General features: G+C 64.1%; 29 protein-coding genes. 12 read left to right on the top strand and 17 right to left on the bottom strand.

Going from position 1 to position 24906, the window contains the following annotated elements; genetic code table 11:
* Window positions 1-80: 80 nt before the first annotated feature.
* From RPF88_RS22505 to RPF88_RS22495, 3 genes are all read right to left on the bottom strand, one after another.
* Window positions 81-680 (bottom strand): DNA-3-methyladenine glycosylase, encoded by a 600-nt coding sequence (locus RPF88_RS22505; RefSeq protein ID WP_337123240.1) that lies wholly within the window; start codon window positions 678-680, stop codon window positions 81-83.
* A gap of 91 nt (window positions 681-771) precedes the next feature.
* Entirely contained in the window at window positions 772-1755 is a 984-nt protein-coding gene (locus RPF88_RS22500; RefSeq protein WP_027161221.1) for a threonine/serine dehydratase, read from the bottom strand.
* Window positions 1756-2050: 295 nt separating this feature from the next.
* Window positions 2051-2374 carry a hypothetical protein gene (locus RPF88_RS22495; RefSeq protein ID WP_337123239.1) on the bottom strand — a complete coding sequence of 108 codons (324 nt, stop codon included), beginning with the start codon at window positions 2372-2374 and terminating at the stop codon, window positions 2051-2053.
* A 176-nt stretch (window positions 2375-2550) separates the two neighbouring features.
* Here RPF88_RS22495 and mbfA point away from each other — a divergent pair, with 176 nt between their 5' ends.
* Window positions 2551-3534 (top strand): iron exporter MbfA, encoded by a 984-nt coding sequence (mbfA, locus tag RPF88_RS22490; protein WP_013528652.1) that lies wholly within the window; start codon window positions 2551-2553, stop codon window positions 3532-3534.
* 10 nt (window positions 3535-3544) lie between these two features.
* Here mbfA and RPF88_RS22485 read toward each other — a convergent pair whose 3' ends face one another.
* From RPF88_RS22485 to RPF88_RS22475, 3 genes are read right to left on the bottom strand one after another with little or no spacing between them, the layout of a single operon-like run.
* Entirely contained in the window at window positions 3545-3889 is a 345-nt protein-coding gene (locus RPF88_RS22485; protein WP_013528651.1) for an antibiotic biosynthesis monooxygenase family protein, read from the bottom strand.
* On the bottom strand, window positions 3886-4218 hold the full coding sequence (locus RPF88_RS22480; RefSeq protein ID WP_013528650.1) for an NIPSNAP family protein: 333 nt from the start codon (window positions 4216-4218) through the stop codon (window positions 3886-3888). The genes RPF88_RS22485 and RPF88_RS22480 overlap by 4 nt, the downstream gene beginning before the upstream one ends.
* A gap of 21 nt (window positions 4219-4239) precedes the next feature.
* Window positions 4240-4497 (bottom strand): DUF1127 domain-containing protein, encoded by a 258-nt coding sequence (locus RPF88_RS22475; RefSeq protein ID WP_337123238.1) that lies wholly within the window; start codon window positions 4495-4497, stop codon window positions 4240-4242.
* A 68-nt stretch (window positions 4498-4565) separates the two neighbouring features.
* On the opposite strand from RPF88_RS22475, the gene RPF88_RS22470 reads away from it, so the two are divergent.
* Complete coding sequence (locus RPF88_RS22470; protein ID WP_337123237.1) at window positions 4566-5240, top strand: ArsR/SmtB family transcription factor; 675 nt, start codon at window positions 4566-4568, stop codon at window positions 5238-5240.
* A gap of 76 nt (window positions 5241-5316) precedes the next feature.
* Here the strand turns inward: RPF88_RS22470 and ligD are convergent, their stop codons facing one another.
* Entirely contained in the window at window positions 5317-7830 is a 2514-nt protein-coding gene (gene ligD / locus RPF88_RS22465) for a DNA ligase D (RefSeq protein ID WP_337123236.1), read from the bottom strand.
* Between the two features lie 12 nt (window positions 7831-7842).
* Window positions 7843-8712 carry a non-homologous end joining protein Ku gene (ku, locus tag RPF88_RS22460; protein ID WP_063169649.1) on the bottom strand — a complete coding sequence of 290 codons (870 nt, stop codon included), beginning with the start codon at window positions 8710-8712 and terminating at the stop codon, window positions 7843-7845.
* 377 nt (window positions 8713-9089) lie between these two features.
* Here ku and RPF88_RS22455 point away from each other — a divergent pair, with 377 nt between their 5' ends.
* Window positions 9090-9230: a hypothetical protein gene (locus RPF88_RS22455; RefSeq protein WP_013528645.1), complete on the top strand. Its 141-nt coding sequence runs from the start codon at window positions 9090-9092 to the stop codon at window positions 9228-9230.
* Window positions 9231-9409: 179 nt separating this feature from the next.
* Window positions 9410-9871 carry a thiol-disulfide oxidoreductase DCC family protein gene (locus RPF88_RS22450; protein WP_013528644.1) on the top strand — a complete coding sequence of 154 codons (462 nt, stop codon included), beginning with the start codon at window positions 9410-9412 and terminating at the stop codon, window positions 9869-9871.
* 15 nt (window positions 9872-9886) lie between these two features.
* Here RPF88_RS22450 and RPF88_RS22445 read toward each other — a convergent pair whose 3' ends face one another.
* The 3 genes from RPF88_RS22445 to RPF88_RS22435 are packed head-to-tail and all read right to left on the bottom strand — an operon-like array spanning window position 9887 to window position 13361.
* Complete coding sequence (locus tag RPF88_RS22445) at window positions 9887-10270, bottom strand: DUF1850 domain-containing protein (protein ID WP_063169651.1); 384 nt, start codon at window positions 10268-10270, stop codon at window positions 9887-9889.
* A complete protein-coding gene (locus RPF88_RS22440; RefSeq protein WP_337123235.1) occupies window positions 10267-12387 on the bottom strand; it encodes a TRAP transporter permease in 2121 nt (706 codons plus the stop codon). The genes RPF88_RS22445 and RPF88_RS22440 overlap by 4 nt, the downstream gene beginning before the upstream one ends.
* A 14-nt stretch (window positions 12388-12401) precedes the next feature.
* Window positions 12402-13361, bottom strand: coding sequence for a TAXI family TRAP transporter solute-binding subunit (locus RPF88_RS22435; RefSeq protein WP_337123234.1), 960 nt, complete (start codon window positions 13359-13361; stop codon window positions 12402-12404).
* A gap of 257 nt (window positions 13362-13618) precedes the next feature.
* Here RPF88_RS22435 and RPF88_RS22430 point away from each other — a divergent pair, with 257 nt between their 5' ends.
* Both RPF88_RS22430 and RPF88_RS22425 read left to right on the top strand, forming a co-directional pair.
* Window positions 13619-13972 carry a YciI family protein gene (locus RPF88_RS22430; protein WP_013528640.1) on the top strand — a complete coding sequence of 118 codons (354 nt, stop codon included), beginning with the start codon at window positions 13619-13621 and terminating at the stop codon, window positions 13970-13972.
* The gene (locus RPF88_RS22425; RefSeq protein WP_337123906.1) at window positions 13972-15216 is read left to right on the top strand and encodes an RNA polymerase sigma factor; all 1245 of its coding nucleotides are present in this window, start codon (window positions 13972-13974) and stop codon (window positions 15214-15216) included. Before RPF88_RS22430 ends, RPF88_RS22425 begins: the two co-directional genes overlap by 1 nt.
* 3 nt (window positions 15217-15219) lie before the next feature.
* Here RPF88_RS22425 and RPF88_RS22420 read toward each other — a convergent pair whose 3' ends face one another.
* The 6 genes from RPF88_RS22420 to hrcA form a co-directional block, all read right to left on the bottom strand.
* A complete protein-coding gene (locus RPF88_RS22420; RefSeq protein WP_024502187.1) occupies window positions 15220-15846 on the bottom strand; it encodes a glutathione S-transferase family protein in 627 nt (208 codons plus the stop codon).
* 128 nt (window positions 15847-15974) lie between these two features.
* The gene (cysK, locus tag RPF88_RS22415; protein ID WP_027161213.1) at window positions 15975-16952 is read right to left on the bottom strand and encodes a cysteine synthase A; all 978 of its coding nucleotides are present in this window, start codon (window positions 16950-16952) and stop codon (window positions 15975-15977) included.
* Between the two features lie 196 nt (window positions 16953-17148).
* A complete protein-coding gene (locus tag RPF88_RS22410; RefSeq protein WP_013528636.1) occupies window positions 17149-17766 on the bottom strand; it encodes a LysE family translocator in 618 nt (205 codons plus the stop codon).
* A 271-nt stretch (window positions 17767-18037) separates the two neighbouring features.
* Window positions 18038-19390, bottom strand: coding sequence for a PQQ-dependent sugar dehydrogenase (locus RPF88_RS22405; protein WP_337123233.1), 1353 nt, complete (start codon window positions 19388-19390; stop codon window positions 18038-18040).
* Window positions 19391-19488: 98 nt separating this feature from the next.
* A complete protein-coding gene (locus RPF88_RS22400; protein ID WP_013528634.1) occupies window positions 19489-19686 on the bottom strand; it encodes a hypothetical protein in 198 nt (65 codons plus the stop codon).
* Window positions 19687-19710: 24 nt separating this feature from the next.
* Window positions 19711-20808, bottom strand: coding sequence for a heat-inducible transcriptional repressor HrcA (gene hrcA, locus RPF88_RS22395; RefSeq protein ID WP_013528633.1), 1098 nt, complete (start codon window positions 20806-20808; stop codon window positions 19711-19713).
* 157 nt (window positions 20809-20965) lie between these two features.
* Between hrcA and rph the strand changes: the two genes are divergently transcribed.
* From rph to RPF88_RS22365, 6 genes are all read left to right on the top strand, one after another.
* The gene (gene rph / locus RPF88_RS22390) at window positions 20966-21682 is read left to right on the top strand and encodes a ribonuclease PH (RefSeq protein ID WP_013528632.1); all 717 of its coding nucleotides are present in this window, start codon (window positions 20966-20968) and stop codon (window positions 21680-21682) included.
* Between the two features lie 183 nt (window positions 21683-21865).
* Window positions 21866-22276, top strand: a complete 411-nt coding sequence (locus tag RPF88_RS22385; RefSeq protein WP_127369521.1) for a VOC family protein — start codon at window positions 21866-21868, stop codon at window positions 22274-22276.
* A complete protein-coding gene (gene rdgB, locus RPF88_RS22380) occupies window positions 22276-22923 on the top strand; it encodes an RdgB/HAM1 family non-canonical purine NTP pyrophosphatase (protein ID WP_024502184.1) in 648 nt (215 codons plus the stop codon). The genes RPF88_RS22385 and rdgB overlap by 1 nt, the downstream gene beginning before the upstream one ends.
* Entirely contained in the window at window positions 22920-24083 is a 1164-nt protein-coding gene (gene hemW / locus RPF88_RS22375; RefSeq protein WP_013528629.1) for a radical SAM family heme chaperone HemW, read from the top strand. Before rdgB ends, hemW begins: the two co-directional genes overlap by 4 nt.
* 3 nt (window positions 24084-24086) lie before the next feature.
* The gene (locus RPF88_RS22370; RefSeq protein WP_337123232.1) at window positions 24087-24410 is read left to right on the top strand and encodes a low molecular weight protein tyrosine phosphatase family protein; all 324 of its coding nucleotides are present in this window, start codon (window positions 24087-24089) and stop codon (window positions 24408-24410) included.
* Window positions 24411-24435: 25 nt separating this feature from the next.
* Entirely contained in the window at window positions 24436-24873 is a 438-nt protein-coding gene (locus tag RPF88_RS22365; protein ID WP_063173476.1) for an EamA family transporter, read from the top strand.
* Window positions 24874-24906 lie beyond the last annotated feature (33 nt).

The following is a 24906-nucleotide window of genomic DNA, read 5'->3' as shown; positions in this document are numbered from 1 at the left end:
ACCAGCCTTCGCTCCTTGCTCCGCCCGTGGATGACGAAGGGAGAAATGCTTTCGCCAATCTCCATGGTTTATAACTGCCACTAACCGTTGAGCGATTTCGGGCCGCTGACGAAGGCGCTCCCCTTGACGTAAAACCGCAGCGGGCGATCGGCATCCTTTGTAATGCCGATCCGGATGCCTTGGGCGATGTCGCCGCCTTGATGCTCGTCGGTTGCCAGCCATAGCGGGCCTTTGCGGCAGAGATCGAGCCCGTCGAGCGAACGATCGATCCGCAACGCCTGGGCCAGCCTTCCCGGTCCTCGCGCAAGGTCGCGCAAGCGCTCGATGCCGCGATTGAGCCGCATGAGCGCAATGCCTTCGAGCGGTTCGAGCGCCCTGATGAGCACGCCGGTTCCGACCCCTGCCATCTCGCTCGAGACGTTGAGCATGTAGGAGATGCCGTAGGCGAGATAGACATAGGCGTGCCCAGCGTCGAGAAACAGCGAACGGTTGCGCGGGGTCATCCCCCGATAGCCGTGCCCGGCGGCGTCACCGGTCACATAGGCCTCGGTCTCGACGATGCGGCCGCTGGCGATGCCTTCGGGCAGTTCGCGCACCACGATCTTGCCGATGAGAGTGCGGGCAAGGGATGCTGTATCGTCGGGCAGCTCAGAACGCGTGAGCGGGCGGTAGATGACCATGTTCAGCCCGCCGACGATTTGGAGGCGGGCGAGGAGTGATCCAAGGCGAAACCTGCCTCAGATCCATGTCGGACCCCTTGGACATCTCGTCTCAAGCCGCCGCCATGATCCCGGCATAAGTGCCGAAATCGACATTGCCGCCGGACAGCACCACGGCAACGCATTTGCCGGACAGTTCGATCTCGCCCGACGACAGCGCCGCCAACGCCACGCAGCCGCCGGGCTCGACCACCAGCTTGAGATAGGCCATGGCGTCGCGCATCGCCTGTGCCGTCGCCTTGTCGGAGACGGCGATGCCGCCTGCCAGGTTCCTGCGGTTGATCTCGAAGGTGATCAGGCCGGGCTCCGCGGTCAGGATCGCGTCGCAGATCGAGGCATGGCCGGGTTCGTTCGACACCCTGGCGCCGGCGGCCAGCGACCGGCGGGTGTCGTCGAAATGCTCGGGCTCCACCGCCCAGACCGCAGTGTTGGGCGAGGCGTCCTTGACGGCAACCGAAATGCCGCTGGTCAGGCCGCCGCCGCCGCAGGGAATGACGACCGCGTCGAGGTCGACGCCAAGCGCTTTTGCCTGGCGCATCAATTCGAGGCCGATCGTGCCTTGGCCCGCAATGATGGCCGGGTCGTCGAAGGGTGGCACCAGCACCATGCCTCTTTCCACGTAAGGGCGAACCACGCTCATGCGGTCGTCGCGAAAGCGGTCGAACGGCACCACCTCCGCCCCCATCTTGCGGACGTTAGCGATCTTCATCGCCGGCGCGTCTGAAGGCATGGCGATGACCGCCTTGACGCCGAACATCGCGGCCGAAGCGGCGACACCCTGCGCATGATTGCCCGACGAGAAGGCGACGACGCCCTGGCTGCGTTCTTCGTCGCTCAGCGACGACAGCTTGTTGTAGGCACCACGGAACTTGAACGAGCCGGTACGCTGCAGCGTCTCCGGCTTGAACAGGATGCGGCCGCCGAAGCGCTTGTTCAGCTCCTGCGATTCGATCAACGGGGTTTCGACGATCAGGCCGGCGAGACGCGCGGCGGCGGCGTGGATGTCGGCGATGCCGGGAGGGGTGGTGGCGGTCATGTGAGGTCCAGTGGACAGGGGTCTTTCCATGATGCCCGCAAAGGGAGGCGGCGCACCATGGGAAAAATGTGACCGTTACAAGGTTTAGCGAGGCGGTCGCCAACGCCTCGGCTGCACGCCCCCCTCTGGCCTGCCGGACATCTCCCCACGGGTGGGGAGATCGGCTGAGTATCCGCTTTCGCCAATTTCCAACGTTGAAGAAGGGGCACACCTAATGAAGCTGACAATCTCCCCCTCGTGGGGGAGATGTCCGGTAGGACAGAGGGGGGCGCCGTCCCGCCGCCGTCCCACGAGTTCACCCCAACAGCGTCCTCTGCCTCTTGCTCCCGCCCAGCTTGCGCCAGTTGTTGAAGCGGTGGCTGGCGGCGGCAAAGGATATCTTCATCTGCTTGGCGACCGAATAGCGCGACTTGCCCTCGTCGAACATGCGGTAGCAGCACTCGACGCCTTCCTCGGTCAGTTTGCCGTCCGGCGCCTTGTTGTGCGGATTGGCGGGGTCGAATTTCTCGACCTGCTGCTCGACCAGGCCTTTCAGGCGCTGCAGATCGGCCTCGATGCTGGCGATGAGATCGAGAACGGGCTTTGGGTCATAGGGATGCGGAGGCTGTTTTGCCGTCATCTGCGGGTTCCTTGTTCTGGCTGGGTTGAATTATATAGGTGAACATTCACTGATAATGAAGGGGTCGGCCCGGCATGCGAGCTTCAACAATTCTTGACCGCGACCCCAAGCGCGCAATTGACCGGAGGCACCTTGAGCCCTAGTTTAGAATTATTCTAAACTAGGGTGAATTCCTCATGCTTTCCCGTGTTTTCGGCTTCGGCCGCCGCCCCTTCGAATCGCTTTCCGAACAGGAGATCCTGGCGCTGGCCATTTCGTCCGAGGAGGATGACGGTCGCATCTATCGGGCTTATGCCGACGGCCTGACGGAAAACTTCCCCCAATCGGCAAAAGTGTTCGAGGAGATGGCCGAGGAAGAGGATGGCCATCGCGATTCGCTGATCGAGCTTTTCCGCAAGCGTTTCGGCGAGCGCATTCCGCTGATCCGGCGCGAACATGTGAAGGGCTATTACGAGCGCAAGCCCGACTGGCTGGTCCGGCCGCTCGGCATCGAGCACGTGCGCAGCCAGGCCGAGGCGATGGAGCGGCAAGCCTACCTTTTCTATGTCGAGGCTGCCAAGCGCACGGCGGATGCCTCGACGCGAAAACTGCTCGACGATCTGGCGGTGGCCGAACTGGGCCATGAGACACTGGCGCAGCGGCTGGAGCAGAAACATGTGCCGGGCGAAGTGAAGGACGAAGAGACCGCCGCCGAGCAGCGCCAGTTCATCCTCACCTATGTGCAACCAGGGCTGGCCGGGCTGATGGACGGATCGGTGTCCACACTGGCGCCGATCTTTGCTGCCGCCTTTGCCACGCATGACACCTGGCAGACGCTGCTGGTCGGGCTTGCCGCCTCGATCGGCGCCGGCATTTCGATGGGCTTCACCGAAGTCGCTTCAGACGACGGCAAGCTGTCGGGCCGCGGCTCGCCGCTCAAGCGCGGTCTGACCGTCGGCATCATGACGACGCTGGGCGGTCTCGGGCATGCACTCCCCTATCTCATTCCGCATTTCTGGACGGCGACCGGGGTTGCCGCGGTGGTGGTGTTCTTCGAATTGTGGGCGATCGCTTTTGTCCAGAACCGCTACATGCAGACGCCCTTCCTGCGCGCCGCCTTCCAGGTGGTGCTGGGCGGCGCCCTGGTGTTCGCGGCCGGCGTGCTGATCGGGAATGCGTGAGTAGCCTCACTCACCCATTCACCGCCCGACTGTCGGCCGGCGCCTCGTCCCTTTCCGTCAGCCCATAGTCCCTCACGACATGGGCGATGCGCAATCGGTAGCCGGCAAAGATGCCGCCGCGACCGGCCTTCTGCGCCTGCCGGTGTTCCTCGGTGTTGCGCCAGTCCTTCACGGCTTCCTCATCTCGCCAGAACGACAGCGACAGGATGCGGTTCGGATCGGCCAGGCTCTGAAAACGCTCGATGGAAAGAAAGCCGTCAATGCCGTCGAGCAGCGGACGCAGGTCCGCGGCGATGCTCAGATAGGCATCGCGCCGACCCTCCGCCGGCTCGACCTCGAAGATGACGGCAATCACGGCAGCACCAGTTTCGCGTGCGGGCCTGAGGCCAGTTTCAGGAACATGCGATCCTCCTTCAGGATGAATCTCTCGCGTTTCGCGAACTCGTAGTTTGCCTTGCCGGCGGGATCGGCGGCAAGCCGGGCGCGATAGGCTTCGTAGGCGGCCAGGCTTTCGATGTTATAGGCCGCATAGGCGGTCGTCGCCGAGCCCTCATGCGGCGCGTAATAGCCGATCAGATCGGCGCCGCAGCGCGGAATGGCCTGGCCCCAGTTGCGCGCATACTCCTCGAAGGCCGCCTTGCCGAACGGGTCGATCTCGTAGCGGATGAAGCAGGTGATGGTCATTGTGGTCTCCTCGGGGCTGCGTCAATAGTTTGAACGGCATCGAAACGTCGTGCCGACTGGTCTGCTAGGGCTGCCAGAAGGACTTCGCGCATTCCGGCGCACGTCTTGCCGCGTCAGGCCAAGGTCGCGCAGCTGATGGTCGTCGATCTCGGCAAGGTCGAGACGCTGCAGATGGCGGTCATACCAGCGGGCCAGCAGCCGCGAACGCAACCAGCTGACGAACGGGAAGAACCGACGGCTGTGGAGCGGGGCTGAGGGGAAAGCGGTTCGTGCGGCCATCGTCGTCTCCTTGATCTCACCGGAGAATAGTGATTATCTGACAAGAACGCTTCGATGAGGAACGAACTATGCGCGAAGGACCCGACATCGCCCGCATCGCCAGCCTGGTCGGCGACCCGGCACGGGCAAACATGCTAAATGCCCTGATGGGCGGCACGGCGCTGACAGCAAGCGAGCTGGCGCTCGAGGCCGGCGTCTCGCTGCCGACCGCCAGCTCGCACCTGGGCAAACTGATGGAAGGTGGGCTGCTCACGGTGGCGAGCCAGGGCCGGCATCGCTATTACGGCCTCGCCGGACCGCAGGTGGCGGGCATGATCGAAGCCATCACAGGCGTCGCGGAAGCCGTCGGTCCAAAGCGTGTGCGGCCGGGTCCGCGCGATGCAGCGATGCGCGTGGCGCGCGTCTGCTACGATCACCTCGCCGGCGAGCAGGCAGTGGCGATGCTCGACCGGCTCGTCGCCAAGAACGTACTGGTCCGCGACGAACAAGAGATCAGGCTCGGGCCATCGGCGGCTTCGCATTTCGCCGCGATCGGCATCGACGTCTACACCAAGCCGCGCCGGCCGGTATGCCGCGCCTGCCTAGACTGGAGCGTGCGCCGTTCGCACCTCGCCGGCACGCTGGGCGCCGCCATCCTCGGCAAGATCCTTGCCGAGAAATGGGCGCGCCGCGAGAAGGACAGCCGCGCGGTGATTTTCTCGCTGCCGGGCAAGCAGGCTTTCGAGAAGGTGTTTCTGAGCTGAGGAGCCGACGCTGATTTCGTCACGCCGGCAGGCCAGAGGGGGCGTGAAGGACCGCTGCGCTGGCAAATTGCGCGAACTACCCCCGCTTCAACGCCTTCCCCTGCTTGAAAAATTCCCTCCACGGATCGGCTTTCGCCAGCTGCTTCAGCGTCGTCTTGTCGCCGATCGGGAAAGCGTTCGGCGGCAAGCCGGCCTCGATCTCTGGCCAGGTCACCGGCATCGACACGGTGGCGCCCTTCTTGGCGCGCGAGGAATAGGGCGCGACCGTCGTCGAGCCCCTGCCGTTGCGCAGATAGTCGACGAAGATCTTTCCCGTGCGCGCTTTTTTCGACAGCGTCGCCGTGTAGCGATCGGGGGCACCCTGCTCCAACGCGCGGGCAAAGTCATGGGCGAAGCCCTTCACCGCATCCCAATCCGCCGCCGGTTTCAGCGGCACCAGCACGTGATAGCCCTTGCCGCCCGAGGTCTTGACGAAATTCGGCAGCGACAGCTCGTCGAGCTTGCCCCGGATATCGAGTGCCGCCTCGCGGACCGCCTTCACATCGACACCTTCATCGGGATCGAGATCGAAGATGATCTGGTCGGGCTTTTCGATCTCATCGATCGTGCACCCCCAGATGTGGATCTCGACCACGCCATACTGGACCAGTGCGGCAACACCATCGAAATCCCGGATGAACAGGATCTCCTCGCCGTCGGTCGGGTCCTTCATGCGCGCGATCTTATCGCTCATGCCAGCCGAGGCATGTTTCTGGAAGAAACGCTGGCCGCCGACACCGTCCGGCGCCCGCACCAGGCTGAGCGGCCGGTTGACCACGAACTGTTCCATGCGCGGCCAAACCTGTGCGTAATGGTCGAGCAGGCCCTGCTTGGATATGTTTTCGTCCGGCCACAGCAGCTTGTCGGGATGCGAGAGTTTGACCGTGGTCGTCATCGACCCGGCGGCTTTGCCGCCTGATGCCGGCTTGGCCGTGCTCTTGCCTGTCGATGGCTTGCCTGTCGCCGCTTTGGGCTTTTCCTGCACGACTTCCTCCGCCGGCTTGTCCTCGCGCAACCCCTGGAACGAGGCGTGGCGTATTATACGGTCCGAGGTCCAGCTGCGAAACTCCACTTCGCCGACAAGTTCAGGCTTGACCCAGACCAGGCCCTTGCCCTTCGGCACGGCGGTGGAGAAGGGCGATGATTTTGCCGTCAACGCATCGAGTTTTGCCTTCAGCTCATTGGCGCCCTTGCCCGAAAAACCAGTGCCGACGCGGCCGGCATAATGCAGCTTGCCGCCCTCGTGGAAGCCGACCAGGATCGAGCGCAGTCCGCGCCCGGTCTTGTCCGACGGCAGGTAGCCGCCAATGACGAATTCCTGCCGCGCCGTGCATTTCGACTTCACCCAGGTCGGGCCGCGGCCGCTGCGATAGGGTGCATCGGCACGCTTGGAGACGACGCCTTCCAGGCCCATGCGGCAGGCATGCTCCAGCATGATCTTGCCGGGTTCGGCGAAATGGTCGCTGAAGCGGACCGCCGCATTGTCGGACTGTTCGCCGAGCAGTTCCTGCAAGGCCTGCTTGCGCTCGACCAGCGGCTCGCGCCGCAAATCCCTTCCATCGAGGCGCATCAGGTCGAACACGTAATAGATGAAACGATTGGTCCGCTTCGCCGACAGGTCTTGCTGCAGCAGCGCGAAGGACGAAACACCACTGTCGGCCAACACCACCACCTCGCCATCGAGGATGGCGTCGCTGCACTTCAGCCCGGCCAACTCCGCGACGATCTCGCCGCCGAATTTCTTCGTCCAGTCGAGGCCGGTGCGGGTCAGCAGCCGCACATCGGTGCCGGCGATCTGCGCCTGCATGCGATAGCCGTCGAACTTCACCTCATGCAGCCAGTCCTTGCCCGGCGGCGCATCGCGCTCGAGCGTGGCCAGCTGCGGCTCGATAAAGTCGAGGCGTTTGCCGGCTTTTGTCTTGACGGCGGCCGGCTTGTTGGAATGCCAGACTTTCGGCTTCTCGCCCTTCGCGGTCTTGCCCTCGCCGACCTCCTCGATGGTCAGGCCCGATTTCACCGATTCAGGCGCTTCCTTGAGGATGTCCTCGCCGGGACGCGCTGCGGCATCGTCCGACTTGATCAGCAGCCAGTTGTCGCGCTTTTCACCCGCACGCGGCTTCAGCCGCACCAGATGCCATGCCCCATGCAGCTTGTGTCCCCTGAGCTCGAAGCTGATATGGCCCTTTTTCATCGCCTTGGCTGGGTCGATCTCGGGAATCCAGGTGCCCTCGTCCCAAACGATAACCGAACCGCCGCCATATTCGCCCTTGGGAATGGTGCCTTCGAACGGCGCATAGTCGATCGGGTGATCCTCGACATGGACAGCCAGTCGCTTCTCATGCGGGTCGAGGCTCGGGCCGCGCGTCACCGCCCAACTCCACAGCACGCCGTCATGCTCGAGCCGCAAGTCGTAATGCAGCCGCGTCGCGGCATGCTTGTGGATGACGAAGATGCCGCCGGCCTCGCCCTTCTTGGTCCGGGCGACCTTGCCGGCCGGTTCGGCGGTTTTCTTGAAATCGCGCTTGGAGTGATATTGTTCGAGGCTGGCCATCCGTTGGGTTCCTCACGCCGATTTGCGTTTGGGCGCGCTGGCTTTCGACTTGGCGCGTTTGGCCGCTGGCCTGGCCTTCGCCGACGAAGATGTTTTCGATGACCCGGAGTCCGACAGGCTCTTCTTCAGCGCGTCGAACAGATTGACGACATTGGAAGGTTTGGGCGCCGCCTTGGCCTTCGGCGCCTTGTGGCCGGCCTTCTTGGCGCGGATCAGCTCCAGCAGCGCGTCCTCGTATTTGTCGTCGAATTTCGAGGGATCGAACTTCGTCTTCTTCTTGTCGATGATCAACTCGGCCAGATCGGTCATCTCCTGATCGGTCTTCACGGGCTCGATGTCGCCGAAGACGGTGTCCGGTTGGCGTACCGTGTTATCGTAGCGCAGCGTCGTCAGCACCATGCCCTTGCCGAGCGGTTCGATCACCACCGGCCGTTCGCGTCGGTAGAGCACGATACGCGCCAGCCCGGCCATCTTCTTGCCCGCCATCGCATCGCGGATGACGGCGAACGCCTCTTCCGACACCTTGTCGGCCGGCGCCACATAGTAGGGCGTGTCGAGATAGATCTGCTGGATCGAAGCTTTGTCGACGAAGCCGTCGAGCGCCATCGTGTGCGAGGATTCGATCTGCACCGCCTCGATCTCGTCTTCCTCGATATGGATGAAATTGCCATCGTCGAGTTCATAACCCTTGATCTCGTCATCCTCCTCCAACGGCTTGCCGGTTTCGGCATCGACATAGAGGCGCTTCACCGTGTTGCCGGTCTTGCGGTTGAGAATGCGAAACGAGACCCGCTCCGTATGGGTGACGACATTGGTCAGTTCGACGGCACAGGTGACCAGCGAAAGCTTCAGATAGCCTCTCCAGGCCGGACGCGGCGCCATGATATCTTCCCTTCAGAACCAGATGAAGGTGAGAACGGACAGATCGCGCTCCAGTTCCGCGCTCCCGCGCCGATCTGGATGCCAAGGGGCCGCCTGAGTGGTTCTGGCCGCCAGCACGGAAATTTCGCGGGCTCGGCAAAAGTTGAAACAGAACCGCGCGCAGGCGACATTCAAACGAAACATATGTGATGCAGAAGTCACATTGGCCGGAATGCCAACCAACTGCACGGAAAGACCCCGAATCAGCCGCATTCCAGCCACGAAGCAAGGCATTTTCGACCAGATATTAACATCACGTTCACCGACTATTCACGCCTCGACGCTATGATGACCGCAATTCGGAAGGGACATCCGAAAATCGGGACAGGGACAAGGTAATGAACTTCCTCGCGCACCTCATCGGCTATGCCGCCGCCATCCGCGAATTCGTCGCGCCGACCTACCGGCCCGAACGCTATTACATGCGCGGCCCCGGCCCGGCCTGCGCCCGTCGCGGCAACTCGCTGGGCGCGCACTGATCATGGCTTTCGAAAATCGCCACAACAGCCGGATCTGCAGGCCGGCCGCCTCTACCCGCGCCACCACCTATCGCGCCGAGCGTCCCGCTCTCGCCGACAGGCGCCGTGCGACATCGCCACGGCTTTGATACCATCGCTGGCCGGCTTAGTGTCATAGGACACGAGCAGCCGAGGCCAGCGTGACGGACCATCCTCAACCAGTTCGACCCCAGTCAACTCGTCCCTTCGAAACAGTTCTCGACTCACGCCATCCATTGATCGTTTTCGATGGCGTCTGCGTGCTCTGCTCCGGTTTCGTGCGCATGGTGGTCAGGCTCGACCGCCAAGGCCGTTTCCGCTTCGCCACCGCGCAGTCGCCCTTCGGTGAAGCGCTGTTCCGGAAGCATGGACTGCGCACCGACTCTTACGAAACCAATCTCGTCCTGATCGACGGCGTCGCCTTCACGCGGCTGGACAGTTTTGTCGCCGTCATGGCGGAACTCGGCTGGCCTTGGCGGGCGGCCAAGGCACTGTTGCTGTTGCCGCGCCCGCTGCGTGGTTGGCTCTATGATCGCATCGCCAGGAACCGCTACGCCCTGTTCGGCAGGAAGGATGCTTGCGACATTCCTTCTCCGGAGCTGCGCAAGCGGTTCCTTGGCTGAGGGTGTGGCTATGCGCTACCGCGGCTGGCTCGTGCCATCCGGCCGGCACGGCTCGAGCACGATCGGTCCGCCTGCCGTCCTCCCCAATTCCCGGCAGCCCTGAACCGTGCACAGTGTCCAGCCGTCGCTGGTTGCACCTGAAGCGGCGAGCACGACGCGCCGCTGCGGGCCGACATCAGGCGCATAGCTCCACCAACCCTCCTTCAGCACCGCGCCTTCCGGCGGCTCCATGCCGGCGCCCGAGCCCTCGATCCGGGCTTCGACCACCTGCAGGCCGGAGGACGTGACCTTCCAGTCTTCTTGCCAGCGCGTCCGTTCCACCGAATGCGTCCAGGACAGCGTGAAGGCGGCGACGGAGAGCGTTACCGTCTTGCCCGCGGCCAGGATGCACAGGCTCATGTTCTGACTGAAGCCTGCCGCGCGCGAAAACAGTGCCAGCCGATCCAGGCCAGCGCCAGCACCCAGCCGGCCTCGTCGGTGAGCGGCACCGCGGCGACCAGCAGCACGCCGGCCGCGAAGGCGACGAGCCGCTCCCACCACGCCATGCGGGTGACCAGAAAACCGACGGCGGCAGCACCCCACAGCACGATGCCCATGCACGCCTTGGCGACGATGTAGCCGACCTCGACGGGATAGCCGAACTGGGCGGCGATCGGACCTGCGTCCTGCAGCATCAGCGCCGGCGTGTAGACCGCCATGAACGGCACGACGAAGCCGGCAATGGCCAGCTTGGTCGCCTGGATGCCGATTTTCAGGCCGCTTTCCCTGGCCATCGGTGCGGCGGCGAACGCCGCCAGCGCCACCGGGGGCGTCAAATCGGCCATGATGCCGAAATAGAACACGAACATGTGGCTGACCAGCAGCGGCACGCCAAGCTCGAGCAGCGCCGGCCCGGCCAGCGACGAGGTGATGATGTAGTTGGGAATGGTCGGAATGCCCATGCCCAGCACCAGGCAGGTGACCATGGTCAGCACCAACGACAGGAACAAATTGTCCTCGCCGATCGAGATGATCCAGCCGATGAAGGTCGAAGCGATGCCGGTCAGCGTCAGCGTGCCGATGACGATGCCGACAATGGCGCAGGCAATGCCGACCGGCAGCGCGTTCTTGGCGCCTTCGGCGAGCGAGTCGACACAGATTTGCAACGTCTCGCGGCCGCCCTTGAACGTGAAGCAGGCGACGACCAGTGCGGCGATCACCAGGCCGAGGAGGTTGACGCCGAACTTCATGAACGAAGCGGCGGCAAGCCCGAGCGCGATCCAGAAGACGATGCGGAAGGCCAGCGGCCCGATCGCTGCCGCCAACGGCGTGCCGAGGATGAGCACGATGGTCAGCGCCAGGCCCATCGTGCCGGCGAAGATCGGCGTATAGCCGGCAAACAGCAGGTAGATGAGCGCTGCCAGCGGCAGCACCAGCGGCCAGTGTTGCCGCACCGCGTCCCACGGATTGGGCAGCTCGGCCTTGGCCATGCCGTGCAGGCCCGCCTTGCCGGCTTCCAGATGCACCTGCCAGAAGCAGGCGCCGAAATAGAGCAGCGCCGGGATGATCGCCGCCTTGACCACTTCGGCATAAGGCACGTTCAGCGTCTCGGCCATGATGAAGGCGACCGCGCCCATCACCGGCGGCATGATCTGGCCGCCCATCGAGGAGGTCGCCTCGACGGCGCCGGCAAAAGCCGAGCGGAAGCCGAAGCGCTTCATCAGCGGGATGGTGAACTGGCCGCTGGCCACCACATTGGCGACACCCGAGCCGGAAATGGTGCCCATCAGCGCCGAGGACAGCACGCAGACCTGCGCCGGGCCGCCGCGCCACGAGCCGACCAGGCCAAGCGCGAAATCGTTGAACAGCGCGATCATGCCGGCGCGTTCGAGAAAGGCGGCAAAGACGACGAAGATGAAGATGTAGGCAGCCGAGACATAGATCGGTGTGCCGTAGATGCCTTCGGTGCCGTAGGCGAAGGTGTCGACGAGCTGGGCAAAATCATAGCCGCGATGGATGAGCGGCGGCGGCAAATGGTTGCCGAAAAAGCAGTAGGCGAGAAAGATGAAAGCGATGACCGCCAGCGGCAGGCCCATCAGCCGCCGCGCTGCCTCGAAGACCAGCACCACCAGCACCGCGCCGACGATGAGGTCCGGCGTGGTCAGGAAGCCGGAGCGGCGGATCAGATCGGTGTAGAACACCCAATTGTAGAGGCCGGTGCCGAAGCCGAGCGCCCCGAGCGTCCAGAACGCGGCTTTCGCCGGCATGCTCTTGGCGCGCAGATTGGCGATCAGGCCAAAGCCGAGCAGCAGCAGGAAGCCGACATGCATGGCCCGCACCACTTGGCTCGGAATGCTGCCATAGGCGGCGACATAGATCTGGAACACGGAAAAGGCGACGGCGATGAGAAAGGCGGCCTTGCCCGCAAGGCCGTCGCCGAAGCCCGGCGGCAGCCCTTCGACCTGTTCTTCGACGGCAGGCAGATGGAAGGTGGCGGATTTGCCGTCGGTTGACGTTCCAGACGTTGCTTCGGTCATCCGACGGACCCGCCCTACTTCAACAAGCCCTTCTCCTTGTAGTACCGCTCGGCACCGGGGTGCAGCGGCACCGGCATGCCGTCGAGCGCCTTGGCCGGGTCGATCGCCTTGGCGGCGGCATGTGCCGCAGCCAGTTGGTCGAGATGGTCGAACATCAGCTTGGTCATCTGGTAGGCGGTCTCGTCGGAGACATCGGCGCGGGTGATGAGGAAATTGCCGACGGCGGCGGTGGCGACATCCTCGTTTTGGCCTTCATACGTGCCCTTGGGAATGACCACCGACAGATAGGGCGCGCCGATCTTGGCGACGTTCTCGGCCGGCACCGCCACGACATTGATCGGCACGGAGGTGGCGAGGTCGCGGATCGAGGCGACGCCGAGCCCGGCCGATTGCAGCGTGGCGTCGAGCTGCCGGTTCTTGATCAGCTCGACCGATTCGGCGAAGGGCAGATACTCGACCCGGCCGAGATCCTCATACTTCAACCCGGCGGCGGCGAAGATGGCGCGGGCGTTGAGCTCGGTGCCGGAGGCCGGCGCGCCGACCGACAGGCTCTTGCCCTTGAGGTCGGCCAGCGTCTTGATGCCGGACTCCCGGCTGGCGACGATCTGGATGTAGTTGGGATAGATGGCTGCGATGCCGCGCAACTTATCGAGCTTGCCGGGGAAACCGGCCTCGGCATTGCCTTCGGCGGCCAGCTTGACGGAATCGCCCAGCGCAAACGCGATCTCGCCCTTGCCCTGCTGCAACAGATTGAGGTTTTCGACCGAAGCCTTTGTTGCCTGCACCTGGGTGCGGGCGCCTTCGATGCCCTTGCCGTAGATTTCCGACAGTGCCACGCCGAGCGGATAATAGACGCCAGATGTGCCGCCGGTGAGCACGTTGATGAATTCCTGCGCCTTGGCGGAAACAGCGCCTAGGCCAAGCGACAGCGCCACGGCGCCGGCCGCAACAAGTTTCGTCCTGAAATGGAACATCTGATTTCCTCCCTGAAATAGCAGCCGCATCACCTCCCTGACGCGAACAGAAGCGAGTTTAGACAGCGAGATGGAAATGCCAACCCGCAATCCCATGCGTTAGACGAATGGTTGAGTGCGGGATGCACAGATGGCCGCTTGCGTGAAATGTCTTCGGAGCCGAAAGATTTTTCCAATGCCTGTCGAAATCGGCCAGGGCCGCGCGACATACGTCCGGCTCGCAAACGAAGCAGCCTTCGAAACAACGGGAGAAGACCATGCGATACATGCTTTTGATCTACGTCAATGAAGCCGCGATGGCGGCCGCGCCGACCGATAAGACCTACGAGATCAGCGCTGCCTATGGCGCGTATACCGATGCGTTGAAGAAATCCGGCGCCTGGCTGGCCGGCGACCGGCTGAAGCCGACCCAGGCCGCCACTTCGGTGCGGATGGTCAATGGCAAGACCAACGTGCTCGATGGCCCCTATGCCGACACCAAGGAGCAGCTTGCGGGCTTCTACATGATCGAGGCCGAGGATGCCGATGCCGCTATCGCCTGGGCGGCGCGCTGCCCCGCGGCCAGCGCCGGCACGGTCGAGCTGCGGCCGATCTGGGAACAGACCATGTGATGGAAAGTGGCCTGGAGATCGCGCGGGCGGCAGCGGAAACCGCCGCCCGGCAAAGCTACGGCAAGCTTGTCGCCTGGCTCGCGGCCCGCACGCGCGACGTGGCCGCAGCCGAGGACGCGCTGGCCGATGCCTTTGCCGCCGCCCTCGAACGCTGGCCAAGAACCGGCGTACCCAAGAAACCGGAAGCCTGGCTGCTGGCGGTGGCAAGGCGGCGCCGCGTCGATGCGGTGCGGCGCCGGCTGACCAGCGAGGCCGGCCGCGAGCATCTCAAGCTGATTGCCGAGGAAGCGGAGGCGCGCATGACCGACGAAGACCTGCCCGACGAGCGGCTGCGGCTGATGTTCGCCTGCGCCCATCCGGCGATCGAATCGAGCGTGCGTTCGCCGCTCATCCTGCAGACGGTGCTGGGGTTCGACGCCGCGACGATCGCTTCCGCCTTCCTGGTCTCGCCGGCAACGATGGGCCAGCGCTTGGTGCGAGCCAAGTCCCGAATCCGTGAAACCGGTATTCCGTTCCGCGTGCCGGAGCAGGGCGAACTCGGCGAACGGCTGGATGCGGTGCTGGAAGCGATCTACGCCGCCTTCGCCGAAGGCTGGTCCGACCCGGCGGGCACCGAGACGCGAAGGCGCAATCTGGCGACCGAAGGCATTTGGCTCGGCCGGCTGGTGGCTTCGCTGTTGCCGGAGGAGCCGGAGGCGCTGGGCCTCCTGTCGCTGATGCTGTTTGCTGAGTCGCGCCGCGCCGCACGGCGCAGCGCCGCCGGCGACTTCGTGCCGCTGGCGGAACAGGATTGCCTTCTATGGGACCGCGCCCTGATCGATGAGGCGGAGGCGCTGCTTTCCAACGCCGCGGCCAAGGGCATCATCGGCCGCTACCAGCTTGAGGCGGCCGTGCAGTCCGCGCATGCGGCACGACGGCTGACCGGCCGCACCGACTGGGCGGCGATCCGCGAGCTCTACGAGGCGTTGCTTTCGATCGCAGGATCGCCGGTGGTGGCGATAAACCGCGCGGTGGCGATCGCCGAGGCCGAGGGCGCAGTGGCGGGATTGGCGGCCCTCTACGTGCTGGGCGACGACAAACGGCTTGATGACTATCAGCCCTATTGGGCCGCACGCGCCGGTCTCCTGGCCAGGCTTGGTCAGGTACCGCAAGCCTGCGAAGCCTATGACCGGGCGATCGGCCTCGAGCGCGACCCGGCGGTGCGCCGCTTCCTGCAGGAAAAGCGGGCAGTGCTCAGAAATTGAGCTTCAGCCCGGCCACATCTCGTGCGAGGTGTTGAGCGTCTTCATCAGCGGATGGTCGCGCAGCCGCGCCCACAGGCGTTCAATGTTCGGCCATGCCGTCCGCGCGCTGTCGATGTCGGGATGCCAGGCCACCAGCATGACCAGATAGATGTCGGCCAGCGACATCCGGTCGCCGACCAGCCAGTCACGGCCTTCAAGCGCGGCATCCAGAACGGCAAAGCCACGGTCCATCTCGGCCACGGCTGCCTGCTTGACCGCCTTGGTGCCTTCGGGATCGGCAGTGTAGCGGTATGCGTAGTAGAAACGCAGCACCGCCGGATAGAGCACCGACGACATGAAGGCCATCCAGCGCAGGAAATCGGCGCGGGCAGGCGCGTCTGCTGCCGGCGCCAAATTGGCATCGGGATGACGCTCGGCAAGCAGGATGCAGATCGCCGCCGATTCCGTCATCGAGCTTCCGTCCGGCAAGGTCAGCACCGGCACCTGGTTCAACGGACTGATGTCGAGGAAGGCGGGGTCGGGCCGGTCGGTCTTCGGCACGTCGATCTGCTCGAACTGTGCATTCGCCAACGCCAGCGCTGCCTCGACGACGAAGCCGCCGCTGCCAGGACGGGTATAAAGCTTGTACATGAAATTCTCCCCGGCCGCGCAAAGCAGGCCGGGGCGATATGAACCGGAAGCGGTGCCGCGCTCAAGCCGCCGATGGCGGCCACGCGCGTTTTTTCAGCGGGCCAGCTTGGACGCGAAGGAGCGTCGGACTACGATCCCAGCCCCTCGAACAGGATTGTCGACAGATAGCGCTCGGCGAAGGACGGGATGACCACCACAAGATTTTTGCCCTTGTTCTCCGGCCGCGAGCCGACGACGATGGCCGCCTGCAGGGCGGCGCCCGAAGAGATGCCGACCGGCACGCCTTCGAGGCGGGCGACGAGGCGGGCATTGGCCACCGAATCCTCGTTCGACACCTTGACGATCTCGTCATAGATCGTCGTGTCGAGGATTTTGGGCGCAAAACCGGCGCCGATGCCCTGGATCTTGTGCGGGCCGGGCTGGCCGCCCGACAGAACCGGCGAGGAGTCGGGCTCGACGGCGACGACATGCACGGAGGGCTTGCGCTTCTTCAGCACCTGGCCGACGCCGGTGATTGTGCCGCCGGTGCCGATGCCGGCGACGAAGATATCGACCTCGCCATGCGTATCGTTCCAGATTTCCTCGGCCGTCGTCGTGCGGTGGATTTCCGGATTGGCCGGGTTCTCGAACTGCTGCGGGATGATCGCATTGGGGATCGTCGCTGCCAGTTCGTCGGCCTTGGCGATGGCGCCCTTCATACCTTTCGGACCCTCGGTCAGCACCAACTCGGCGCCGAGCAGCGCCAGCATTTTCCGGCGCTCGACCGACATTGTTTCGGGCATCGTCAGGATCAGCTTGTAGCCCTTGGCCGCGGCGGCGAAGGCAAGCGCGATGCCGGTGTTGCCCGACGTCGGTTCGATCAGCGTTGTCTTGCCGGGAGAAATCTTGCCTGATGCCTCAAGCGCCTCGATCATCGCCACGCCAATGCGGTCCTTGACCGAGGCGATCGGATTGAAGAATTCGAGCTTGGCGATGAGATTGGCGACGATGCCCTTTTCCCTGGCGAACTTGTCGAGCCGCACCAGGGGCGTGTCGCCGATCGTATCGGTGATGGAATTGTAGACGCGGCCGCGACCGGGCACACGGGCTGTGACGGGCTTGTTCATTGGTTTCGCTCCCAGAATTTCAGGCGAGTAAGGATTTCAGGCAGTGGAATTGCAGCCGGCAAGATAGGGCCTTCGGTCGCGCAAGATAGACTGTCGGCTGAAAATATCCGAGTGGGACCTGTGTCTAAAACCGTGCGGTCCCGGAAAAGCATTTCTCGCAAAGGCCTGTTTGCGAAATGCTTTGGCCGAAAGCTTTCTATTGCCGAGCGGCAATCGCTGCAGCAGCACCGACCATGAAGCCGGCCGCCGTGCGGTTCAGCGCCTTGAGCGCGCGGGGCGATTTCAGAAACCAGCGCGCCTTGGCCGCCAGCGCCAGATACGGCACCAGCACCACCAACAGGACGACAACGGTCAGCGCGACGAGGATGCCGTAATCCGCCAGCGTGATGGTTTTCAGGTCGACGATGGTCGGCGTGATCGCGAGATAGAAGATCATCGTCTTCGGATTGCCGAGGGTAACGGTCAGGCCGGCGGCAAAGCTCGACAGCAAGCCGCCCTTGCCTTTTCCGGCCTCGACGGTCTCGGGCGTGATGCCGCTGTTCCAGAAGCGCCAGCCGAGAAAGGCGAGATAGGCGACGCCGAGCCATTTGATGGCCAGGAAAACCATGCCGAAGGATTGTGCGACGAAGGCGAGGCCAAGCACCACGGCGGTCAGATAGGTGATGTCGCCAACCATCAGGCCAAACGACATCGCCAGCGACGATCGGAAGCCTGAGCCGAGCGCACGGGCGACCAGCGCGGTGATGCCGGGACCAGGAATCGCGGCGGCGATGCCGAGGGCCGCACTATAGGCGAGGAATCCGGTAAGGGTCATGGCACTGGTCTCGGATCAGAGCGTTTTATTGCATGGGACAGGCCAAGATTGAATTCCCTGGGGCCGGATTCTATTGCACCAGATATCGAGGGCTCGCCTTACGAAACCCCCTCATCCGGCCGCTTCGCGGCCACCTTCTCCCCGAGGGAGAAGAGACGGGCGCCAGCGTCTGCTGACTCCTCTCCCCTCGGGGAGAGGTCGGATTGTCCCGAATTGCTCTTCGCAATTCGGTTGGCAATCCGGGTGAGGGGGCCTGCGTTACCTGAGCAGATCAGGACGGACCGTCGCCATGGGTGACACGCCAGATGGTGCCGTTGCCGTCCTCGCTGACGATCAACGCACCGTCGCTCGCAATCGCCACGCCGACCGGCCGGCCCCAGACCTCACCGTTGGAAACGACGAAGCCGGTGATGAAATCCTCATACGCGCCGGTCGGCTTGCCGTCCTTGAACAGCAACCGCACCACCTTGTAGCCGGTCCTGTTGCCGCGGTTCCATGACCCGTGCAGAGCGACGAACGCATCGCCCTTGTATTCAGCTGGAAAGCTCTTCCCCTCGTAGAAGGCGATGGTGAGCGGCGCCGAATGCGCCTGCATCAGCACATCGGGAACGGTCGTTTTGCCGGCAAGATCGGGGCGCTCACCCTTGTGGCGCGGATCCTCATTGTTGCCGATATAGTACCAGGGCCAGCCATAGAAGGCACCCTCCTTGACCACGGTCGCGTATTCGGGCGGCACATTGTCGCCAAGCGCATCGCGTTCGTTGACGACGCACCACAGCGCGCCGGTCGCCGGCTGCACAGTCATACCCGAGCAGTTGCGCAAGCCGGCGGCAAAGATGCGGCCGTTCTTGCCATCGGGATCGAAGGCCAGCACGTCGGCGCGGCCGTCTTCAGAACCCCAGGCTGCACCCAGCGGCTGCGATTTCGCCCAGGCATCGAGTCCGCCTTTCGGCTCCCGGCCCATGTCCTCGGCGACATTCGATCCCGAGCCGACCGAGAGGTAAAGCGTCTTGCCGTCCGGCGAGAAGGCGATATCGCGGGTCCAGTGATGACTGGCGGGGATGTTGCCGACGATGGTTTCCGGGTCGCCGGAGGCCTTCAGGTCGCCATTGCGGTAGGCAAAGCGCACGATGCTGTCGCTGTTGGCGACATAGACCCATTGCGGTTCAGCGCCCGGCGGATAGAAGGCAATGCCATAGGGCCGGTTGAGATTGCCGGCAAAGATGCCGTCCTGCGCCGGCTTCGCACTGCCTTCGGCGAGGCGATAGATGCGGACCTGGTTGGCTTTGCTGTCGGCGACGAACAGGTCGCCATTCGGTGCGACGCGTACGACGCGTGGATTGTCGATGCCCGATGCAACCAGCTCGGCCGAGAAACCCGGCGGCAGTTGCAGCTTCGCGTCTGCCGGCATGTCCGCGATGCCGGCGCTGTTCGAGGTCGACCGGGTGGCATTGGGCTTGGGCAGATCATCCGGTCTGATCAGGCGGCGGGTGCCCGGCTTGTCCGCTCGCCAGTCGCCGAAGGCAGCCGCGCCTTTCAGCACCGGTTCGTCCGCCTGCTGGGCGAATGAAGCGGTCGAGAGAAACAGTGCGGCGGAAAGTGCGGGGCCGGCAAAACGCATCATTCGGTCCTCCAGTGTTCGGGCGTGAAAACAGGAACGACCGGTTTCGTCGATCGTTCCACGGCACACGATGAGGTGAAGGAAGCTTGCGGTTTTCCGGTTCAGGTCCCGGCGGCGTAGAAATCGTCGTCGAGGCGTTTTTCCAACTCGACGAGGTCAGCCGGCAGCGGCAGGCCCATGGCGCGCATTTCCCGTAGCTTTTCGCGCAGCTGCTCCTGGATCTCGTGCTGGTCTTCCGGCTGGTTGACCATCTCCTCCAGCAGCAGGCTGATCCGGGCCTTGAATTCTTCGAGCGCCATCGTCGTCTCCTCGGTTGGATCAGCTCAGCGCAGCATGCGTGAAATCAGCTGCGCCGTATAGTCGACCATTGGGACGATGCGCGCGTAATTCAGCCGGGTCGGGCCGATGACGCCGAGCGCGCCGACGACGCGGGCATCCTTGTCGCGATAGGGGGCGACGACCAGCGACGAGCCCGACAGCGAAAACAGCTTGTTTTCCGAGCCGATGAAGATGCGCACACCCGAGCCCTGCTCGGCGAGGTCAAGCAGCTGGATAAGCCCGTCCTGCGTCTCCATGTCCTCGAACAGATGGCGCAGCAGCTCGATGTCGGCCTGGGCGGTGACGTTTTCAAGCAGATTGGCACGCCCGCGCACGATGAGCCGTGCCGGCAGGCCACTGTCGGCGCCGGCCCACACCGCCAGCCCCTTCTCCACCAGGTCCTGCGACAGCGTGTCGAGCGCGGCCCTGGTTTCTTCCTTGATGCGAGCGATCTCGATCCGCGCCTCGGCCAGCGTGCGGCCGCGTATATGGGCGTTGAGGAAATTCGAGGCCTCGTGTAGTTGCGAGACGGTGATCCCGGCGGGCAGGTCGACGACGCGGTTTTCGACGTCGCCATTCTGCGACACCAGCACCGCCAGCGCCTTCGTCGGCTCAAGCTGGATGAATTCGATGTGCTTCAGCGCCACCTCGTTCTTGGCGGCCAGCACCAGGCCGGCGCCGCGCGACATGCCCGACAGCATCTGGCTGGCCTCGGTCAGCATGTGCTCCAGCGTCGCACCGGAGCCGGACGCCCGCACCTGTGCCTCGATGGCGCGGCGCTCCTCGTCGGAAAGGTCGCCAAGCTCCATGAAGGCATCGACGAAGAAACGCAGGCCGGCCTGCGTCGGCAGCCGGCCGGCCGAAATGTGCGGCGCGTAGATCAGGCCGAGATGCTCGAGGTCGCTCATCACGTTGCGGATAGTCGCCGGCGACAGCGAGGACGGCAGGATACGCGACAGGCTGCGCGATCCCACCGGTTCACCGTCCCTGAGATAGGAATCGACGATGCGCCGAAAGATGTCGCGGGAACGCATGTCGAGCGCCTGGAATACTGGCGACTGAAGCGCGGGCGACTGCGAAGCGGGATCGACTGCCTTGGTCATACGGCCAAAAACCTCCGGCCCAAGGATATAGACTTACACTGCACCCGCGCAACCCGGTGTCTGTGTCCGATCGTCAGGCCATTTTCCTTTGCGCCACGCGTCCCATGCGGTTACAAGCCGGCCAAGATTCCGAAAAATGACAAGAAAGCAGCCCTGAATGCGCCCTTCCAAACGCCAATTCGACGAAATGCGTGCCATCTCCTTCGAGCGTGGCGTCTCCAAGCATGCCGAAGGCTCATGCCTGGTGAAGTTCGGCGACACGCATGTCCTGTGCACGGCCAGCCTCGAGGAAAAAGTGCCGGGTTGGATGCGCAACTCCGGCAAGGGCTGGGTGACGGCGGAATACGGCATGCTGCCGCGCTCGACCGGCGAGCGCATGCGCCGTGAGGCTTCGGCCGGCAAGCAGGGCGGCCGCACGCTGGAAATCCAGCGGCTGATCGGCCGCTCCTTGCGCGCCGTGGTCGATTTGCAGGCGCTGGGCGAACAGCAGATCACCGTCGACTGCGACGTCATCCAGGCCGATGGCGGCACCCGCACCGCCTCGATCACCGGCGGCTGGGTGGCGCTGTATGACTGCCTGCGCTGGATGGAAGCCCGCCAGATGGCCAGCGTCGCCAAGGTGCTGAAGGACCATGTCGCGGCGATCTCCTGCGGCATCCATGACGGCCAGCCGGTCATTGACCTCGACTATATCGAGGATTCCGCAGCCGGCACCGACGCCAATTTCGTCATGACCGGCAAGGGTGGCATCGTCGAGATCCAGGGCACCGCCGAGGGCGAGCCTTTCTCCGAGGAGCAGTTCGCGGACTTGATGGGCCTGGCCAAGAAAGGCATCCAGCGCCTGGTGAGTTTGCAGCAGATGGCGGTGGCTTAGTTTTTAGATGTCGAGCCTGAGCGCCCCCCTCTGGCCTGCCGGCCATCTCCCCCTCAAGCGGGGAGATCGGATGTCGTCTAGGGCTTCGCCAATCTCCGGCGTTGTAGGGTGCGCGACAATGCAGAAGCTGCCAATCTCCCCACCTGAGGGGGAGATGGCCGGCAGGCCAGAGGGGGGCGCCTCGTGACACCCTCCGCCATCCTGGAATCGGCCCTCTACGTCACAGACCTGCCCGCCGCCGAAACCTTCTACACCGACATCCTCGGCCTCAATCTCCTCGGCAAGGTCGACGGCCGCCACCTGTTCTTCCGCTGCGGCCCCGGCGTGCTGCTCGTCTTCAACGCCGAGGCAACCAAAATCCCGCCGGCGCCTGACGCGAGGCTGCCGGTGCCACCGCACGGCGCGGTCGGCCAAGGTCATCTCTGCTTTACGGCGACCGCCGATGAAATCGCCGGCTGGAAAACCCATCTGGAGGCAAAGAAGATCGCCATCGAGAGCGAATTCGAGTGGCCGCAGGGCGGCCGTTCGATCTATATACGCGACCCCTCGGGCAATTCGATCGAATTTGCCGAGCCAAGAATCTGGGGCCTTTGATGCATTCTCTCGATGGCAAGAAGATCGTCGTCGCCAGCCATAATGAGGGCAAGCTGCGCGAATTCGCCGACCTGATGGGACCGTTCGGCTTCGAAGCGAAGTCGGCCAGGGAGTATGGCCTGCCGGAGCCGGACGAGACCGGCACCACCTTCGAGGAGAACGCCTACATCAAGGCGCTCGCCGCCGCCAAGGCGACCGGCCTGCCGGCGCTGTCGGACGATTCCGGCCTGTGCGTCGACGCGCTTGACGGCGCGCCCGGCGTCTACACCGCCAACTGGGCCGAAACCCCGGACGGTTCGCGTGACTTCGGCATGGCCATGCAACGCACCGAAGTGGCGCTGCAGGAGGTCGGCGCCGCCTTGCCGGAGCAGCGCAAGGGACGCTTTGTCGCCGTCATCTGCCTGGCGTTTCCCGACGGCGAGGCCGAATATTATCGCGGCGAGGCCGAAGGCACGCTGGTCTGGCCACCGCGCGGCGAGCTCGGCTTCGGCTACGATCCTGTGTTCCTGCCCGATGGCTTCGAAAAAACCTTCGGCGAAATGAGCGCCGAGGAAAAGCATGGCTGGAAGCCCGGCCAGGCCACGGCGCTGTCGCACCGCGCCCGCGCCTTCCAGAAATTCGCCCAAGCTCGATTGGGCTCGGCATGAGCATGCTGCTCGACCGGACGCCCGGCTTCGGCGTCTATGTCCACTGGCCGTTCTGCGCGGCCAAATGCCCCTATTGCGACTTCAACAGCCATGTCCGCCACCAGCCGGTCGACCAGGAGCGCTTTGCCGCCGCCTTCGAGGCCGAACTGGCGACGATGCGCGAGCGCACCGGGCCGCGCGAGGTGACCAGCGTTTTTCTAGGCGGCGGCACGCCCTCGCTGATGAAGCCGGAAACCGTGGCCAGGGTTCTGGACGCCGTGGCGAAGAACTGGACTGTGCCTGCCGGCATCGAGGTGACGCTGGAGGCCAATCCGTCCTCGGTCGAGGCCGAGCGCTTTCGCGGCTACCGGGCAGCCGGCGTCAATCGCGTGTCGCTCGGCGTGCAGGCGCTGAACGACAAGGATTTGCGCTTCCTCGGCCGGCTGCACAATGTCGAAGAGGCCCTGCACGCCATCGGCCTCGCGCGGGAAATATTCCCAAGGCTGTCCTTCGACCTGATCTACGCCCGCCCCGGCCAGACGCCGGAGGCTTGGGCATCGGAGCTGGAACAGGCGATCGGCCATGCCGCCGACCATCTGTCGCTCTACCAGCTGACCATCGAGGAAGGCACGCCCTTTCACGCGCTGCATGCGGCGAAGAAATTCATCATTCCCGACAACGACCATGCCGCCGACCTCTATGCGCTGACGCAGGAGATCACCACGGCACACGGCCTGCCGGCCTACGAGATTTCCAACCACGCCAGGCCGGGCGCCGAGAGCCGGCACAACCTGACCTACTGGCGCTATGGCGAATATGTCGGCGTCGGGCCGGGCGCGCATGGCCGCTTCGTCGAGAACGGCCGGCGCACGGTGACAATCGCCGAGCGGATGCCGGAAACCTGGGCCAATCTGGTCGAGGCCAAGGGCCATGGCGTCACCGGCGGCGAGATCCTGACGCGCTCGGAAGAGGCCGACGAATTCCTGCTGATGGGCCTGCGGCTGGCCGAAGGCATCGACCTCGCCCGCTACGAGGCGTTCTCCGGGCGCGGCCTGTCGAGCGCGCGGTTGTCGATGCTGCAGGGCGAAGGGCTGGTGGCGCCGATCGGCAATGCGCGCCTGCGCGCCACGGCCGCCGGCATGATCGTGCTCGACGCGGTGGTCGCCGATCTGGCGCGCTAACCCTTGAAGAACGTCCTTTTCGTCTGCAGCCAGAACCGCTTGCGCAGCCCGACCGCCGAACAGGTGTTTTCAACGCGCCGCGATATCGAGGTGGCCTCGGCCGGAACCAACCACGATGCCGACACGCCGCTGACGCATGAGCTGGTCGCTTGGGCCGACATTATCTTCGTCATGGAAAAGGCGCACCGCACCAAGCTGCAGAAGAAATTCAGGGCCAGCCTGAAGAAGGCGCGTGTGATCTGCCTCGACATACCTGACAATTATGAATTCATGGATCTGGAGTTGACTGGCCTTCTGAAGGCACGCGTTTCACGGTATCTCGGTTAAGACGCAATCCGCGAAGGCCACCCGCATGAACCTGACCGTATCCTCCTGGCAATTCTGGGCGCTGCTCTCGGCTGCATTCGCTGCCCTGACGGCGATCTTCGCCAAGGTCGGCATCGAGAACATCAATTCCGATTTCGCCACCTTCATCCGCACGATCATCATCCTGATCGTGCTCGGTGCCATCCTGCTCGCCAGCGGCCAGTTCCAGTCGCCGGCTACGATCTCGGGAAAGACCTGGGCTTTCCTCGCCCTGTCCGGTCTGGCGACCGGCGCTTCATGGCTCTGCTATTTTCGCGCCCTGAAGATCGGCAATGCGGCGCAGGTGGCGCCGATCGACAAGCTAAGCGTCGTGCTTGTGGCGGTGTTTGGCGCGGCCTTTCTCGGCGAGCGGTTGTCCGGAGCGAACTGGCTTGGCGTCACCCTTATCGCGGCGGGTGCTGTGCTGGTCGCCTATCGAGGGTAGTTGCGCGCCATGGCGTGCGTTCTTCGTTTCAAG

It is taken from the genome of Mesorhizobium sp. ISC11, from assembly GCF_037162595.1.
GTDB classification, from domain to species: domain Bacteria; phylum Pseudomonadota; class Alphaproteobacteria; order Rhizobiales; family Rhizobiaceae; genus Mesorhizobium; species Mesorhizobium ciceri.
The sequence above is the reverse complement of the archived record's forward strand: the minus strand, read 5'-3'. Positions and strand labels throughout refer to the sequence as shown.

Bases quoted from the DNA above. Each gene is read 5' to 3' on its own strand.
- RPF88_RS22505 (WP_337123240.1), bottom strand. From the start codon at position 680: ATGGTCATCTACCGCCCGCTCACGCGTTCTGAGCTGCCCGACGATACA.
- RPF88_RS22500 (WP_027161221.1), bottom strand. From the start codon at position 1,755: ATGACCGCCACCACCCCTCCCGGCATCGCCGACATCCACGCCGCCGCC.
- RPF88_RS22495 (WP_337123239.1), bottom strand. From the start codon at position 2,374: ATGACGGCAAAACAGCCTCCGCATCCCTATGACCCAAAGCCCGTTCTC.
- mbfA (WP_013528652.1), top strand. From the start codon at position 2,551: ATGCTTTCCCGTGTTTTCGGCTTCGGCCGCCGCCCCTTCGAATCGCTT.
- RPF88_RS22480 (WP_013528650.1), bottom strand. From the start codon at position 4,218: ATGACCATCACCTGCTTCATCCGCTACGAGATCGACCCGTTCGGCAAG.
- RPF88_RS22475 (WP_337123238.1), bottom strand. From the start codon at position 4,497: ATGGCCGCACGAACCGCTTTCCCCTCAGCCCCGCTCCACAGCCGTCGG.
- RPF88_RS22470 (WP_337123237.1), top strand. From the start codon at position 4,566: ATGCGCGAAGGACCCGACATCGCCCGCATCGCCAGCCTGGTCGGCGAC.
- ligD (WP_337123236.1), bottom strand. From the start codon at position 7,830: ATGGCCAGCCTCGAACAATATCACTCCAAGCGCGATTTCAAGAAAACC.
- ku (WP_063169649.1), bottom strand. From the start codon at position 8,712: ATGGCGCCGCGTCCGGCCTGGAGAGGCTATCTGAAGCTTTCGCTGGTC.
- RPF88_RS22455 (WP_013528645.1), top strand. From the start codon at position 9,090: ATGAACTTCCTCGCGCACCTCATCGGCTATGCCGCCGCCATCCGCGAA.
- RPF88_RS22445 (WP_063169651.1), bottom strand. From the start codon at position 10,270: ATGAGCCTGTGCATCCTGGCCGCGGGCAAGACGGTAACGCTCTCCGTC.
- RPF88_RS22440 (WP_337123235.1), bottom strand. From the start codon at position 12,387: ATGACCGAAGCAACGTCTGGAACGTCAACCGACGGCAAATCCGCCACC.
- RPF88_RS22435 (WP_337123234.1), bottom strand. From the start codon at position 13,361: ATGTTCCATTTCAGGACGAAACTTGTTGCGGCCGGCGCCGTGGCGCTG.
- RPF88_RS22430 (WP_013528640.1), top strand. From the start codon at position 13,619: ATGCGATACATGCTTTTGATCTACGTCAATGAAGCCGCGATGGCGGCC.
- RPF88_RS22425 (WP_337123906.1), top strand. From the start codon at position 13,972: ATGGAAAGTGGCCTGGAGATCGCGCGGGCGGCAGCGGAAACCGCCGCC.
- RPF88_RS22420 (WP_024502187.1), bottom strand. From the start codon at position 15,846: ATGTACAAGCTTTATACCCGTCCTGGCAGCGGCGGCTTCGTCGTCGAG.
- cysK (WP_027161213.1), bottom strand. From the start codon at position 16,952: ATGAACAAGCCCGTCACAGCCCGTGTGCCCGGTCGCGGCCGCGTCTAC.
- RPF88_RS22410 (WP_013528636.1), bottom strand. From the start codon at position 17,766: ATGACCCTTACCGGATTCCTCGCCTATAGTGCGGCCCTCGGCATCGCC.
- RPF88_RS22405 (WP_337123233.1), bottom strand. From the start codon at position 19,390: ATGATGCGTTTTGCCGGCCCCGCACTTTCCGCCGCACTGTTTCTCTCG.
- RPF88_RS22400 (WP_013528634.1), bottom strand. From the start codon at position 19,686: ATGGCGCTCGAAGAATTCAAGGCCCGGATCAGCCTGCTGCTGGAGGAG.
- hrcA (WP_013528633.1), bottom strand. From the start codon at position 20,808: ATGACCAAGGCAGTCGATCCCGCTTCGCAGTCGCCCGCGCTTCAGTCG.
- rph (WP_013528632.1), top strand. From the start codon at position 20,966: ATGCGCCCTTCCAAACGCCAATTCGACGAAATGCGTGCCATCTCCTTC.
- rdgB (WP_024502184.1), top strand. From the start codon at position 22,276: ATGCATTCTCTCGATGGCAAGAAGATCGTCGTCGCCAGCCATAATGAG.
- hemW (WP_013528629.1), top strand. From the start codon at position 22,920: ATGAGCATGCTGCTCGACCGGACGCCCGGCTTCGGCGTCTATGTCCAC.
- RPF88_RS22365 (WP_063173476.1), top strand. From the start codon at position 24,436: ATGAACCTGACCGTATCCTCCTGGCAATTCTGGGCGCTGCTCTCGGCT.